Origin of the sequence: Mesorhizobium argentiipisi (SeqCode) (genome assembly GCF_037179585.1) — a bacterium.
Lineage (GTDB): Bacteria > Pseudomonadota > Alphaproteobacteria > Rhizobiales > Rhizobiaceae > Mesorhizobium > Mesorhizobium argentiipisi.
In genome coordinates this window covers 1-13,175 of the sequence record NZ_JAPYKO010000058.1, presented here as the reverse complement: position 1 = coordinate 13,175, position 13,175 = coordinate 1, and the positions used below count along the sequence as shown (strand labels likewise).

Sequence of the window (13,175 nt, the reverse complement as noted above, 5' to 3'; positions counted from 1 at the left end):
AGCCAGCCTCAATGTCTACGGCAAGGATTTTGCGCAGACGCAAATCGACTTGTTCAACGAGGACTTGAAGCGGTCGAGGCAGATCAGCTTGGCGGAGTGGCAGGCGCGCCCGATGAGCGAGAAGGTTGCCGACTGGCTGGCCAGCAGCCTGCACACGCAGCTCTAACGCGTCGGCGAAGGCGCCGAGGCCACTCGACCGGCACGTTTCTCTAACCGAGAGCATTGACGCCCGCCTCGGTGTGCCGAAGTCAATCCGTAACGGAACTCCGGGGGCCCCGCCGGATGGGCGAACGTTCATCCCCGACTTACCAATCAGAGCGGTGAACTATTCTCAGCCGGAAGACATTTTTTGAAAACTCTGCGCAAAGAGAATCCCGGGTCTGGGTGCAGACGCCTCGTGCGAGGGCTGGCATGTAGGGTTTATCGCCGGCTCGCAGCTCAATCATGTAACTGCGCCGGTCGGTGGTAATGACCAGATCGTTGGTGATGTCCGCGCTCTAGGGCTTCCAGCAGCTGGACGCGCCGGGTAACGCCTGATCCGCTCTCGGTGTCGCCGACAACCCGGCGGGCAGTATAGCCCACCGCGATAGGACCGGTGCCAGTCAAGCTCTCGCCCGGCCCGAGCGCGAGCACGGCCGCACCTTGCTTCGTCCGAGAATGGCAGGACTGCGCTTTCCGCGCCGGTTGGGGCTCAAGAAGATCGTCAGAGCCAGCCCTTGGTGAAACCAGCCCGGCGTAGTCCGCGCACTACATGCGGGCAGTTGCGCATCAGCTGCCACAGAAAGTCGGATCGGTAGTTTTCGATCATCAGCACGATAGGCCCCTGGTTCAGTCCGAGATGATCGGACGCAACCCAACCGGCGATATGGCCGCTGTCTGACTTGAGCGTTGGGTTGAAGCTCGCTTTGAAACCGTAGGAATTGTCAAGATTGAGATCGATCTCATCGAAGTGGCGCAGCGCTGGCAGGACGACCTCCGGAGCGAACGGCAGCGACGCCGCCGTCGCCCAGGGCGACAGCGTGCCGTCGTCGGGTCCGAACGGCACGCCCCGGGCCCTGTAGCCGTAGAACCGCCGCTCGACGCCGTCGATCCGGCACGTCTGCCAGCCCGGGCCGTCGCTGGCGCTCACGCCCCAGCTCGTTCCATCATATCCGACGAACTCGAGTGGATTGCGGATGGCATATTCTCGCTGGACGTAGGTGGCACGACGGCTGTTCTCGAAGTAGTCGCAATCGTGTTCACGCATGAAGGAGTCACGGATGCCGCGGAAATCTAGCCAGACATGTGCAAGCTGGTGAATGAAAAGCGGCCCGGCGTAGACGAATTCCTGGCCGTAGATCTTCTTCCAACGATAGGACTGGAGCCATGCCGCGTAGCTTTCAGGCGGTAGTGCGTGGGTGGGCGAACCGAGTCCGAGCACATACAGGATCAGGGCTTCGTCATAGCCCTCCCAGCGGTAGCCAATAAATCCGTTTTCCGGCGTCCAGCCATGGGTGACTGTGGCGCCGCCGTTGCGCGCCCAATCCCAGTCCACCCGCTCGTAAAGCGCCTCGGAAAGCGTACGGATCTCCTTCTCCTCCTCGCTGTCCTCCTGGAAAAAGGCGCCGGCCGTCAGAACGCCTGCGATCAGGAGCGCACTGTCTATCGTGGACAATTCGCATTGCCAGACGCGCCGGCCCGTCTCCATGTCCAGGAAATGGTAATAGAATCCCTTGTACCCGGTTGCGTCCAGTTCGGCGCTTTGGGGGCTGTTGCGCAAGAAACGCAAAGTAGCGAGAGTTCTTGCGCAAGCGCGCTGGCGCGTCATGAAGCGTCGCGCCACCCCGACCGGATAGCACGAGAGAGCCAACCCGACAGCCGCGATGCTGGCGGGCGAACCCTTTCTGGTCCGGTCAGCTGTGAGACCGCTGGCCTCGTTGACCTCATAAAGAAAGTAGTCGAACGTCTTGGTCTGAAGAGCCGCCAGAAACTCGTCGCCGTGCTCGGCCTGTTTGTGCTTGTTCTGCATTCAAGGCCGCTCCACAAAAACTCTGGCCTCGCGCGTTCGGCACGCCGATCCGACAAGGGGACGGAGAACGATGTCACGGCGAGCGGACTTCACCGATCGCGGCTGCTTCATTGGCAATGTACGTCCCAGCTTCCTGGTCCGCTCCGCATCCCTTGCGGCGGCCCAGTGCGGCGACTCTTGCGAAACGAGCAGAAGGGCGTGACCGTCGGGATCGCGCACGAGACGCTCGCCACCGTTGCGGGCTTGAACCGGGGCAAGCTCGAAGACCAGTCGGGTGCAGGCGACGTCGTTGTTTCGCGGCGCGGCAATGACGAACTCGTCGCGGCCACGCATGTTTCGGTAGCACAGCAGTTCGAGATGCGGCGTAGCGTAGGACGGGGCCAGCGCGGTGACGTCTACCTCGGCGCCGGCGACATCGTCCAGCATCTCCCGGGCGACGCCATAGTTGAAGGAGCGCGCTGATCGGGCAAGGCCAAGGCTTTCGTAGAAGGCAACGCTCCGGCCAGTGTCGGAGACGCTGATCGCCGAATGGTCGATGCCAACGCAGGTCTCGCCCGACGGCGCCTCGGACCAGCGGGGATCGCCACCTTTGGGGAACGCGAGCAGTTCGAGGGGATGCTCCTCCGGATCACGGAACTTGAACGCGGTGACGCCGCCGGAAGAGGCCGGCAGGGGCTGCGGCCCGCCCTCAGAGATGGGCTTCCAGCCCGCCACCCCAGAAAGCCGCTCGAAAGCTCCTTCCATATCCAAGGTTACGATCGCGAAATGCTGGAAGAAGAGATCGGCCGAGGACGCCTGTCGCGGATAGGGGCTACCCGACACGTCGAATTGCAGGAGTTCGAGGGTTTCCCGCCCGAGCCGGAGCGTGATGCGATCGGCGCCACCGGAGATGCCCATCAGCCGTTCGAACGCTTCGCCAGCCAGCCGGTCCACCGCGATCCGGCGGCAGCCGAAGGCTGCCTCGTAAAATTGGGCTGCGCTTTCGACGTCGGCCGTGGTGAGGCTGAAGCGGATGAGCCTGTCGACGCGCAAAGTTGCGGTATTCATGTCCACACCGTCCCGCGGCGATTGAGGAAGACTGCATAGAGCGTATGCGAGCCGCCGATGAACAGCCGGTTGCGAGCGAAACCGCCGCCGAATGTCAGGTTGGAGACGCGATGCGGAATGAGGATCTTGCCGAGCAGTTCGCCGTCAGGCGCAATGCAGTGCACGCCGTCTGCCGCGCTCGACCAGATGTTGCCGTCCTCGTCCACGCACAGCCCATCGGCATAGCCGGGCTCGATCTTATGAAAGACTTCGCCTCCAAAGAGCATGTCGCCCGCTGCAACGTCGAAGGCCCTGATATATTGCCGGGGGGCGTCGGTGATCTGGTCGCCCGTTTCCGATACGTAAAGACGGGTTTCGTCCGGCGAAAACGCCAGGCCGTTGGGCCCGTCGAAATCGCCTGCGGCGATCGCAATGTGCCCTGTTTGCGGGTCGAACCGAGAAAGCGCGGGTGGCTGCTCGGAAGCCTGGCGGCCGCCTTCATAGTCGTTCTGGATGCCATATAGAGGGTCGGTGAACCAGATCGAGCCGTTGGATTTTACGGCGACGTCGTTGGGCGCGTTGAGACGCTTGCCGTCGTGCCGGTCGATAAGCCGTGTCAGCGATCCGTTCCATTCTGTCCGAAACAAGCAGCGCTCGCATGCGAGCAGGAAATCAACCGCCCCTGCCTGTCGCGCGCCTGCCCGTTGGCGTATCCCGACGGCGAGCGATAGATGGATATGCCGGCATCCTCGATCCAGCGCATGGTGCGGTCGCGCGGGAGATCCTGGAATAACAGGCAATTCGCGTCGCCTATCCAAACCGGTCCCTCGATCCAGCGAAAGCCGCCGGCAAGTTCTTCGAGCGGAGCGTTCTCCAGGATATAGTGGGCAAACCGTCGATCGACGATGTGGAAGTCGTTCATGGCACTATCTGAACTCGCAAACCTGGGACTGCGTGGGCGCATCCTCGGTTGGATCAGGATCAACGCGGCCGGCTCATCGCCGACGGTGCCGGAGCGGTGGACGCGCTTGCCGTCCGTCCGCCTGCAATTCTGATCGCCGCCGAAGGACAGCTCGCCCGGCCCCATCTCGACCCGCGTCCCGTCCATGGATTCCACGAACCAGCGTCCCGAGAGCGGGACAATCCATTGTGGCTTGGGGTTCTCGTGCCATGTACCAATCCAGCCGACGGGCAGAACGGTGAGGAGCACCGTCATGCGACCACTCGCGCGACACCTTTGCCATTGGGGGTCGGCGGGCGGCTTGATCGATTTCAAGTCGAATTCCGTCATCGCGCAACGAGTCTGGCGGCTGATCCCGTCGGCATCCGTCCACAGATGCCAGTAGGGGATTGTCGGCGCGGTGCTCATTGCAGGTCTCCCTGAACTGTCCCGTAGGGGTGGGAGGACGCCAGCGGATGGCGCAAGAAGCGCTCGACCCCGGCTGCGCCTGATCCGAAGGCGAGAAGAAGAAAGCCGCCCGCAAGGGCGAAGTTCTTGAGAAAATCCCAAAAGACTTCCCTCCCCCTGCTCGTGCCTTTCAGCCTGAAGTCGGGCTGGTTCCAGAACTGCTTCCACAGCAGCGCCGTTACGAGGCAATAGCCAGCGAGGATCAAGGCAGCGAGGCGGTCGGCAACGCCGCTCAGAATCGCAAGTGACATGAAGAGCTCGATGCCGAAGCCACCCGTGATCATCACCGTGGCGAGCCAGCGACTAGAGACCACCTGCGACGCCTGGCCGGTCGCCAGCTTGAAGGTCAACACCTTGTCGAGCGCACTGAAAGGCAAGAACAGCCCGATCAGCAAGCACCGCGTTGCGAATGCGATCAGGACAGCGAGCATCGGAATATCCTTCGACACGGGGATCCGTGCCCGCTGATCGGGCGCGATCTTCGTTCTCCAACTCTCATACGTTGGAGCGCCAAATTGGTTCGGGAGCCGAGATCACATTCGCGTTCCCGCACCGCCTGGCGAGGAAAGATGCCGGACCTTTTGCCCCTGAACCCCGTTGTACCAATGCCGGTTTGGCTGGCAGATCAGATTGTTCCGGAGCGAGCTTTCAATGTCCGACCACAAGCCTTTGGCGCGGCAGAAAGCCATCGTAACCGGGGCCAATTCAGGTATCGGCGAGAGCGTCGCGATCGCGCTTGGCCAGGCAGGCGCCGACGTGGTGGTGAACTATGTCGAGAACGAGGACGCGGCGAACGCCGTCGTCGACCGAATCCACCAGGCCGGGTGCAAGGCGGTGGCGCACAGGGCCGATGTCTCCGCGCAGGATCAGGTCGAGGACATGTTCGAGCGGGCCGTGCGCGAATTCGGCACCATCGACATCCTGATCGCCAATGCTGGCCTGCAACGCGATTGCGCGTTCGCCGAGATGCCACTGGGAAAATGGAACAAAGTTCTTGGGGTCAATCTAACTGGTCAATTCCTCTGCGCCCAGGCCGCCACGCGAGAGTTTCTGCGACGCGGCGTCGTGCCGTCCGTTTCATGCGCGGCGGGCAAGATCATCTGCATGAGTTCGGTGCACCAGGAAATACCGTGGGCGGGCCATGCGAACTACGCGACCTCGAAAGGCGGCATCAAGCTGCTAATGGAAAGCATGGCTCAAGAGCTTGCTCCCAAGCGCATCCGGGTCAATGGCATTGCGCCCGGCGCGATACGCACGCCTATCAACACCTCCGCCTGGAACACGCCCGAAGCCCTGAAGAGCCTTTTGACGCTGATACCCTACGGTCGCATTGGCCTGCCAGAAGATATCGCACGGGCGGCGGTCTGGCTGGCGTCCGACGAATCCGACTATGTTGTCGGCACGACCCTGTTCGTCGATGGCGGCATGACACTGTTTCCCGGCTTTTCGACGAATGGCTGAGAGCAATGGACGGGCAATTTGATGTGATCGTCATCGGCAGCGGTCCTAGCGGCGCGTCGGTCGCGCATCGTCTCGCACCCGCCGGAAAGCGCATTCTGCTTATCGAGCGCGGCGGATACCTGCCGCGCTCGAGGGCCAATTGGGACGCGCAGACGGTGTTTGTGGACGGCGCTTACCAGGCGAAAGAAACATGGTACGGCAGGAACGGCGATAGCTTCCATCCGGGCCTGCACTACTGTGTCGGCAGCAATTCCAAGGTCTATGGCGCGGCGCTCTTTCGAATGCGCGAACGCGATTTCGGAGAACTTCGTCACAAGGCCGGTGTTTCTCCTGCATGGCCGCTCGGATACGAGGACTTCGAGCCTTACTATGCCGAAGCGGAGCTGCTGTTCCACGTCCATGGCCAGCGCTGCGAGGACCCGACCGAGCCTCCGGCGAGCGGTCCTTTTCCCTACCCGCCCGTGTCGCACAAGCCGCGCATCCAAGAACTTCACGATAGCCTGGCGAAAGACGGGCTGCACCCGTTCCACCTGCCGCTTGGCATCCTGCTGGACGAGAAGGACGGCAGAGCCGGGCCGACCAGCACTTGTATCCGCTGCGACGCGTTCGATGGCTTTCCCTGCCTGTTGAACGGCAAGGCAGATGCGCAGGTTGTATGCGTCGACCCGGCGCTCGCGGCCTATCCCAATCTGGCGCTGCTGACCAATGCCTATGTTTCCAGGCTCGATACGGACGCCACCGGTAGGACGGTCACTGATGTAATCGTGCGGCGCGACGGAAAGGAAGAACGATTCCGCGGGGCCACAGCGGTGGTGGCCTGCGGCGCGCTTTCGACGGCGCTGCTTCTGCTGCGCTCGGCCAGCGACCGGCACCCAGACGGTCTCGCCAACGGTTGCGGCCTGGTCGGCCGTAACTACATGCGTCACGATCAATCCGTGCTGATGGCGTTGATGCTCGAGCCGAACGACACGGTTTTCCAGAAGACGCTCGCCGTCTCCGATTTCTACTTCGGATCGGACGACTGGGACTTTCCGCTCGGTTTGATCCAGATGTGCGCCACTTCGCATGGCGCGCAGATCAGGGGCGAGGCGTTGCCCCGCTGGCTGGAATGGCTGCCGAAGGCGCCCTTCAAGGCGATGGCCCGCCGCTCAATGGATTTCTGGCTGTCGAGCGAGGACCTCCCGCGCCCGGAAAACCGAATCCGTTACGACGGAGATCGCGTCATCCTGGAGATCGTCGAGAGCGATCTTGAAGCCCATCGCAGGCTGCGGAAAAAGCTGAAGCAGATATTGAGCGGCGCCGGCTTCCGCCCCGTGCTGCTGGAGCGCAGGTTCTACTTCGGCCTGGACATTCCGATTGGCGGTACCGCGCATCAGGCCGGGAGGGCCCGCTTCGGGATCGATCCCGCGACATCGGTGCTCGATCTGGATTGCCGGGCCCATGAACTCGATAATCTCTATGTCGCGGATGCGAGCTTCTTTCCCTCCATTGCGGCAGTCAATCCCACACTGACCGTCATCGCCAACGCCTTGCGCGTGGCGGACAGGATCAAGGAGCGGCTTAAATGACTGCGACGTTTTCGTGCGACCTGAACGGACCGGCGACGGAACTGCCGCATTTTTGGGAACATACGGTCGGTAGCGGCCACGCCACACTCGGCCTGCGCGCCGACTGGCAGGCGCAGCTGAAGCGGGTGCACGACGAGCTCGGCATGCGTCATGTGCGCTTCCACGGCATATTGTGCGACGACGTGGGCACTCTAATCGGCGAGGGCGACAGGTTGTTCTACTCTTTCTTCAACGCCGACCTGATCGTCGACTTCCTGCGCTCGATTGGCATGAGGCCCTTCGTTGAACTGAGCTTCATGCCAGGCGTCCTGGCGTCGGGCGACAAAACCGTCTTCCACTACCGCGCCAACGTCACACCGCCGAAGGATTATGCGCAATGGGCGGTGCTGATCCGCAAACTGGTAAGCCACTGGGTGGACCGCTACGGACTGGACGAGGTGTGCGAATGGTTCTTCGAAGTCTGGAACGAGCCGAACCTGACGGCCTTCGGCACCGGTAAGCAGAGTGACTATTTCGAGCTCTACCGCTACACCGCCCAAGCGATCAAAGGCATCGACGGCGCGCTGAAGGTCGGCGGCCCAGCGACCGCCGATAACGCATGGATTGAGGATTTCCTGAATTTCTGCCGAGCCGCCAACCTGCCCGCCGATTTCGTCAGCACGCACCATTACCCGACCGACGATTTCGGCCAGCCGGGGGACGACACAGAAGCGCAGCTCGCCGCGAGCAGGCGCAGCGCCTTGCGCGAAGAAGCTCGCCTCGTGCACAAGCAGGCGGGCGACGTTCCAGTGTACTACACTGAATGGTCCACCTCCTCCAATCCGCGCGATTCAATGCATGACGAGCCATATGCGGCCGCGTTTATCGTCAAGACCGTGCTGGAAGCGAACGGATTGATGCGGGGGTACAGCTACTGGACCTTCTCTGACATTTTCGAGGAGAACTATTTTCCGTCGGTCCCTTTCCAGGGCGGGTTTGGGCTCCTGAACATCCATGGCATCGCCAAACCTGCCTACCGCGCCTTCCAATTGCTCCATGAACTCGGCACCGAGATGGTCCGAGTCGATGGAACGCACGAGACCGTGGATGCCTGGTTCGTGCGTCGCGAAAACGGCGGATCCACTTTAATGCTTACGAACTTCGCCCTGCCCCGTCATTCCATCATGACCGAGCAGGTATCCTTCACCCTGAGGAGCGCACCACCTGTCACGTCCGCCTCTGTCCAGCGGATCGACGCCGAGCACGCCAACGCCAAGCGCCGCTGGGAGGAGATGGGCAAGCCCGACTATCTGAGCCCCGCGGCGGTCGATGAACTCAAAGAGGTGTCGGAACTACGAAGCGAGCAGCTTGTGACCTGCAGGGAGGGCGATACCTTGCGCCTGAACATTTCGGCGCCCCCTCAATCGGTCCATGCAATTCATTTCTTGCATAGCTAAGAATACCGGCTCACTTCAATTCAAGAACTTGGCACGTTTCCGTTAGAAGCTCGCACATCGGAACCATGCATCGATGGCTCAGCGCGATGTCACAAATGCATGCACCGACAGCGATCAACCAGAACTTCACTGGCTCGAGACGTCACGGATGGGCGTGGAGTAGCCGCTGCAACGGGCATGATTTGGCCATATCGGCGGAATTGCGTCAATCCGCATCCGCTAGGAAGTGCAGTGGGCGGGCATATCCACTCCTCCGTCTGTCCAGTCCCTACGAGCTTGCATGTGTTTCCTCGTCTCGCCGATCCAGCGCCGCATGACTCGTGCGCCTTTAGCCCATCGTCCACGGTCTGACCGCATCGCCATGTACCACCCGGCCAGCGCCAGCGGCACGAGCCGTCGCGGCCCGAGCACGATCGCCGAAGTCAGTGACCCTTCCTGAAGCGAAACTTCCGAGTCGCCCAAGGCCGAAGGTGCGCCTAGCGACAGCCTCGGCCATGGCGCGTCGACCGCCGACCGTGCCGCCTTCGGGAGCGAGCCGCAGGCGGCCGCCTTCCAGGACGGCGATATTGGTGGTCATATTGCGGATGTCGGAAATCACCGCGTCGTCGACGTTTGTCGGGTACCTGAGCAGGCTGCCCGCCGGACCCGAGAGAATGGTTTCGATCGGCCGGCACGACAAACTTGGTGACCAACGTGCCGTCGCGCGCAGCATCATCAGCGGCGTGCGGACGGCCTTGCGCCAGAACAGGCCCGCTTTACTGTGCAGAATTCGGCGCAACTTTCACCGAACAGGACGAGCCGGCGGTCGAACGTCTCCAACCCATCGATCCATTTGTGGACACGATGAGGATTTGCTGTCCGGAAAACCGGGGCATTTGGCCTCGATGCTCACCGGATCGGTCCTCGCCCTGCCTCAGACCATTGCGTGGGCAACGTCGAGTGGGACGCGGTGATCATCCACGCCCCGAACTCCGGCGGTGTTTTCAGCCAGAACCAGCGATGCCTTCCGTTCCTGTTCCGACAGATAGCCGCCCCACAAGGTGACCACCCCGTTTTTCACGCTCACGTCGGCTGCTCCGATCGATGGCCACACCTCGGTCCGCAGGGCGTCGACAATTTGGCGCCGGATGCTGGCATCGTCGTGGAACGAGGCCGGGCTAGGCAGGCTTTGCCTGGCGGCCGCCAGCGCGCGAACGAGGTCTGCCCGGGCGACAATCCCCACGGCACGTTGGCCGCTGACGACGAAGACGCGCCGAGCCCGATTGACTTCAAGCAGCGCGGCAATTTGGTCGATCGGAGTGCATAGGGAAACTGTGAGCACCTGGCTGGTCATGACGTCGGTCACATGTGCGGAGTGCGACTTCAAATAGTCCGCCGCGAGCGTTGCGTTACGGCCGAAAAGATGGAACCACCAGGAACGCCGCGGCGCGGCCGTCCCAATTTCCGCTCTGTGGATCAGGTCCTCTTCGCTTACGGTGCCGAGCATCACGCCTCGGTCGATCACCGCGACCGCGCTTAAACCGCGCGTGACAAGAAGGTCGCACACTTCGTCCAACGTGCTGTCTGGCCCAACCGCGACGACCGGTGATCTCATGATATCCATTGCGACCAGCGACCGTGCTCTGTCGGGAGGCCGGACGCCTGGCCACGAAAGCACCTGGTGGCTATCACTTTTGGACCTGTCCATGGTCTGCGCGCCTACTTCGCACCCTCACCTGTCTGAACCGTCGGCGAAATGTTCCCTTTTCATCTATGCGACACAAACGAAATTTATTGCAAGTTTAACGCAACTTTCTTGCATCATAATATTAACCCGAAGACTGGCCTCGTCCCTTCCCTTTTCGAATTCGATATCCATTCTTAGAGGTGGAGCGCAGCGCGAGGGTGTAATGGTTTTCAGCCGAGACTCCGCAAGCGTCTGAAAAGGGGATTTTATGATGATCACCGGTGCCCAATGCCGCGCCGCTCGCGCGCTGGTCGAATGGACCCGTCAAAAGCTCGCCAGCAATTCAGGTGTGGATACGCTGGTCATCGAAGAATTCGAGCGGCGCATCACCTTCCCCGACCGGGAAATCTGCGACACCCTCCAAACCACACTCGAAAAGGCTGGCGCTGTTTTCATTGCCGAGAACGGCGGCGGTATCGGTGTCCGCCTGAAACTCAACCGCTCCGAGGTCAAAAGGATCGGCGTTCTGGAGAATGAGGGCGGCATCGTTGGAACAGATGCCGTTCCCTAAGCTCCGGCTCAGGAGGAGCGACAAATTCAGCATCACAGCCCGTCAATGCACAATTTCGGAGCCGGCCGGATGCAGTCACGGAGAGCGTCATGACAGTTAGGTGGGGTGATCTTACCGAAGAGGAGCAGACGGCGCTTAAGCGCATGAATCGCGGGCCCTACCCGGCTCTATCGAAAGAGTTGGCCGAACGCCTCGCTTTCTCGGGCTGGCGGAGAAAAAGACCGCACGGAACCGGCATAAACAGGGCTGGAAGAGAGCTGGTGATAAACACGCTACTAGGCGCTCGCCAGGAATAGCTCAAAACTGAAGCCGTCGAGAAGGTTGCCTTGACTTCCGTAATTGCTTCCCCAACTATGTGCTTATGAACGGCGCTGCTAAAATTCTTTGCGATTTTCTTTTCCGGGTTTGCCCTATCGCGGGATCGTAACCCCCGGCTCGGCTGCCATGTGCCCCGAGCCGAGGGGCCGACTTGCATCGAGATGATCCGCTAGGCTGCACGTCTCCGCGCATCGCCGCCTTAAATAAAAAATCTCCCGAATTGGCCCGTTTCCGCCACCGTGATGGCCGCTGGCCATTAGACCCATGAGAATTCGAAATGCTGCACAACACAAGAACCCCGCGTAAGCCGAAAATCCGGATCTCGCAGTCCGACCATGCGCGTTTGTCAGCGCTGGCGAGCACGTTTGCCGCGCGAAACCCGGAGGCGTCTGACGAACTCCTTGCCGAACTTGAGCGTGCGCGCGTCGTCGCCGATGGCTGGGTCTCTTCCGGCACAGTCCGGATGGGCTCAACTGTGACGTTCAAGCCTGACTCCGGCGATCGGAAAACGGTCACGCTGGTTTATCCGGGTGAAGCGGACATCTCTGCAGGCAAGGTCTCAATCCTGACGCCGATCGGCACGGCCCTGATCGGCCTATCGGCCGGACAGTCTATCATGTGGACGGCACGGGACGGACGCAGGCATGAATTGCTGGTGCTTGGTGTAAGCAAACCTAGCGCGAAGAACGATGGCGCCGAAAGCCTTGCGCCTGCGCCTCCAGGGGTCGCGGCGAGCCTCTAGACATGGGCGTCTCCTTCCGTCTCCTCAATCACGCAGGCAGTCTGATCGCGGGAGTCCAACCCCTGGGCCGGCCTGGTCCGGCGCAGGGGTATTTTCCACATCACCCGATCAATTGCTTGATGCCGGATCGCGTTTGACTGCCCCGGCTGGAGATATTTCATGTCCATTACCGACAGCTGCCAACTGACCACGAAGGACTACACGATTCTTGAGGTGGTAAGGGATCGCCATCCAATGCGCGACGAAACCTTCTGGGCTATTCTCCACCGAAAGATATCGAGCGCTGTCGTAATGTTTCGGGATGACATCCCGGCAAACGTCGTGACACTCAGCAGCCGCGTGGCCTATCGGGTGAACGATGGCCCTGCGGAAACGCGCATCGTCGCACATGACGAGTTGCGCGGCCTTGTTGGCATGCTGTTGCCTATCTCCAATCCGCGCGGCCTGGCGTTGCTCGGTCTGGCCGAGGGCCAGTCGATCTGCATTCCGACTGTGGACGGTCGACCGGAGAAGCTGACCGTGCATGAAGTGGTCTATCAACCGGAAGCCGCAAGGCGCGAGAGGCTGAAGCTGGCGGGAGTTGTTGCGTCGGGGGCGCGGCGGCCGAGCGAGGCGGGCCTGCGCATCGTCCATCGTTCCGATGAGCCGCGCGACAAACACCGCAACGAGGTTGCGGCGGCCTCCGACGTCGGGTTCGACGACCCGGGTCCGTCGGCTGCCTGAGGAGGCCGCTAGCCTAAGGCATAGGCGCTAAGATAGGGTATTGCGGCGCGGAATCGGTGTGATTCTACGCTGGGGATGACACACGAATCGCTTGTTGATGATGGCTGGGCCGAGACAGTTGAGCTTCTCGGCGGCGAAGAGTTGATCGCAGGAAGTGCGCGCGAGACGAAGGCGTTCCTGCGACCACGCGGCATCAGGTCGGCGAGCGACCTGTTGCGCCTGACGCTGGCTTACTGCCTTGGCAAGGT

At 61.5% G+C, this 13,175-nt stretch carries 11 protein-coding genes and 2 pseudogenes; 6 read left to right on the top strand and 7 right to left on the bottom strand.

Annotation, left to right across the window (positions count from 1 at the left end; all coding sequences use genetic code 11):
- Window positions 1–398: 398 nt before the first annotated feature.
- The 5 genes and pseudogenes from O7A05_RS33465 to O7A05_RS33445 all read right to left on the bottom strand — a co-directional run.
- Window positions 399–630 (bottom strand): annotated as a pseudogene (locus tag O7A05_RS33465) (P-type conjugative transfer protein TrbG); the annotation flags it as partial.
- A 73-nt stretch (window positions 631–703) separates the two neighbouring features.
- Window positions 704–2,008, bottom strand: coding sequence for a glucoamylase family protein (locus O7A05_RS33460; RefSeq protein ID WP_337097655.1), 1,305 nt, complete (start codon window positions 2,006–2,008; stop codon window positions 704–706).
- Complete coding sequence (locus O7A05_RS33455; RefSeq protein WP_337097657.1) at window positions 2,009–3,055, bottom strand: VOC family protein; 1,047 nt, start codon at window positions 3,053–3,055, stop codon at window positions 2,009–2,011.
- Window positions 3,052–3,956, bottom strand: a pseudogene (locus O7A05_RS33450) (SMP-30/gluconolactonase/LRE family protein). The gene O7A05_RS33455 and the pseudogene O7A05_RS33450 overlap by 4 nt, the downstream one beginning before the upstream one ends.
- A 443-nt stretch (window positions 3,957–4,399) precedes the next feature.
- Window positions 4,400–4,873, bottom strand: a complete 474-nt coding sequence (locus O7A05_RS33445; protein WP_337097654.1) for a DoxX family membrane protein — start codon at window positions 4,871–4,873, stop codon at window positions 4,400–4,402.
- 220 nt (window positions 4,874–5,093) lie between these two features.
- Between O7A05_RS33445 and O7A05_RS33440 the strand changes: the two genes are divergently transcribed.
- The 3 genes from O7A05_RS33440 to O7A05_RS33430 are packed head-to-tail and all read left to right on the top strand — an operon-like array spanning window position 5,094 to window position 8,907.
- Window positions 5,094–5,903, top strand: a complete 810-nt coding sequence (locus tag O7A05_RS33440) for an SDR family oxidoreductase (protein WP_337097652.1) — start codon at window positions 5,094–5,096, stop codon at window positions 5,901–5,903.
- Window positions 5,904–5,908: 5 nt separating this feature from the next.
- Window positions 5,909–7,471 (top strand): GMC family oxidoreductase, encoded by a 1,563-nt coding sequence (locus O7A05_RS33435; protein ID WP_337097650.1) that lies wholly within the window; start codon window positions 5,909–5,911, stop codon window positions 7,469–7,471.
- On the top strand, window positions 7,468–8,907 hold the full coding sequence (locus tag O7A05_RS33430) for a GH39 family glycosyl hydrolase (protein WP_337097648.1): 1,440 nt from the start codon (window positions 7,468–7,470) through the stop codon (window positions 8,905–8,907). Before O7A05_RS33435 ends, O7A05_RS33430 begins: the two co-directional genes overlap by 4 nt.
- A gap of 328 nt (window positions 8,908–9,235) precedes the next feature.
- Here the strand turns inward: O7A05_RS33430 and O7A05_RS33425 are convergent, their stop codons facing one another.
- Together O7A05_RS33425 and O7A05_RS33420 are read right to left on the bottom strand one after the other, a co-directional pair.
- Entirely contained in the window at window positions 9,236–9,685 is a 450-nt protein-coding gene (locus tag O7A05_RS33425; RefSeq protein ID WP_415927094.1) for a hypothetical protein, read from the bottom strand.
- 135 nt (window positions 9,686–9,820) lie between these two features.
- The gene (locus tag O7A05_RS33420; protein ID WP_337097646.1) at window positions 9,821–10,501 is read right to left on the bottom strand and encodes a CBS domain-containing protein; all 681 of its coding nucleotides are present in this window, start codon (window positions 10,499–10,501) and stop codon (window positions 9,821–9,823) included.
- Window positions 10,502–10,844: 343 nt separating this feature from the next.
- Between O7A05_RS33420 and O7A05_RS33415 the strand changes: the two genes are divergently transcribed.
- The 3 genes from O7A05_RS33415 (at window position 10,845) to O7A05_RS33405 (ending at window position 12,927) form a co-directional block, all read left to right on the top strand.
- Window positions 10,845–11,144, top strand: coding sequence for an XRE family transcriptional regulator (locus O7A05_RS33415; protein WP_337097644.1), 300 nt, complete (start codon window positions 10,845–10,847; stop codon window positions 11,142–11,144).
- A gap of 595 nt (window positions 11,145–11,739) precedes the next feature.
- Entirely contained in the window at window positions 11,740–12,204 is a 465-nt protein-coding gene (gene rnk / locus O7A05_RS33410) for a nucleoside diphosphate kinase regulator (protein ID WP_337097642.1), read from the top strand.
- 159 nt (window positions 12,205–12,363) lie between these two features.
- A complete protein-coding gene (locus O7A05_RS33405; protein WP_337097641.1) occupies window positions 12,364–12,927 on the top strand; it encodes a nucleoside-diphosphate kinase in 564 nt (187 codons plus the stop codon).
- The last annotated feature ends 248 nt before the right edge of the window (window positions 12,928–13,175 follow it).

What these genes read in the sequence shown, in the direction of transcription:
- O7A05_RS33435 (WP_337097650.1), top strand. Translation starts at nt 5,909, where the DNA reads ATGGACGGGCAATTTGATGTGATCGTCATCGGCAGCGGTCCTAGCGGC.
- O7A05_RS33460 (WP_337097655.1), bottom strand. Translation starts at nt 2,008, where the DNA reads ATGCAGAACAAGCACAAACAGGCCGAGCACGGCGACGAGTTTCTGGCG.
- O7A05_RS33445 (WP_337097654.1), bottom strand. Translation starts at nt 4,873, where the DNA reads ATGCTCGCTGTCCTGATCGCATTCGCAACGCGGTGCTTGCTGATCGGG.
- rnk (WP_337097642.1), top strand. Translation starts at nt 11,740, where the DNA reads ATGCTGCACAACACAAGAACCCCGCGTAAGCCGAAAATCCGGATCTCG.
- O7A05_RS33415 (WP_337097644.1), top strand. Translation starts at nt 10,845, where the DNA reads ATGATCACCGGTGCCCAATGCCGCGCCGCTCGCGCGCTGGTCGAATGG.
- O7A05_RS33455 (WP_337097657.1), bottom strand. Translation starts at nt 3,055, where the DNA reads ATGAATACCGCAACTTTGCGCGTCGACAGGCTCATCCGCTTCAGCCTC.
- O7A05_RS33440 (WP_337097652.1), top strand. Translation starts at nt 5,094, where the DNA reads ATGTCCGACCACAAGCCTTTGGCGCGGCAGAAAGCCATCGTAACCGGG.
- O7A05_RS33405 (WP_337097641.1), top strand. Translation starts at nt 12,364, where the DNA reads ATGTCCATTACCGACAGCTGCCAACTGACCACGAAGGACTACACGATT.
- O7A05_RS33420 (WP_337097646.1), bottom strand. Translation starts at nt 10,501, where the DNA reads ATGAGATCACCGGTCGTCGCGGTTGGGCCAGACAGCACGTTGGACGAA.
- O7A05_RS33430 (WP_337097648.1), top strand. Translation starts at nt 7,468, where the DNA reads ATGACTGCGACGTTTTCGTGCGACCTGAACGGACCGGCGACGGAACTG.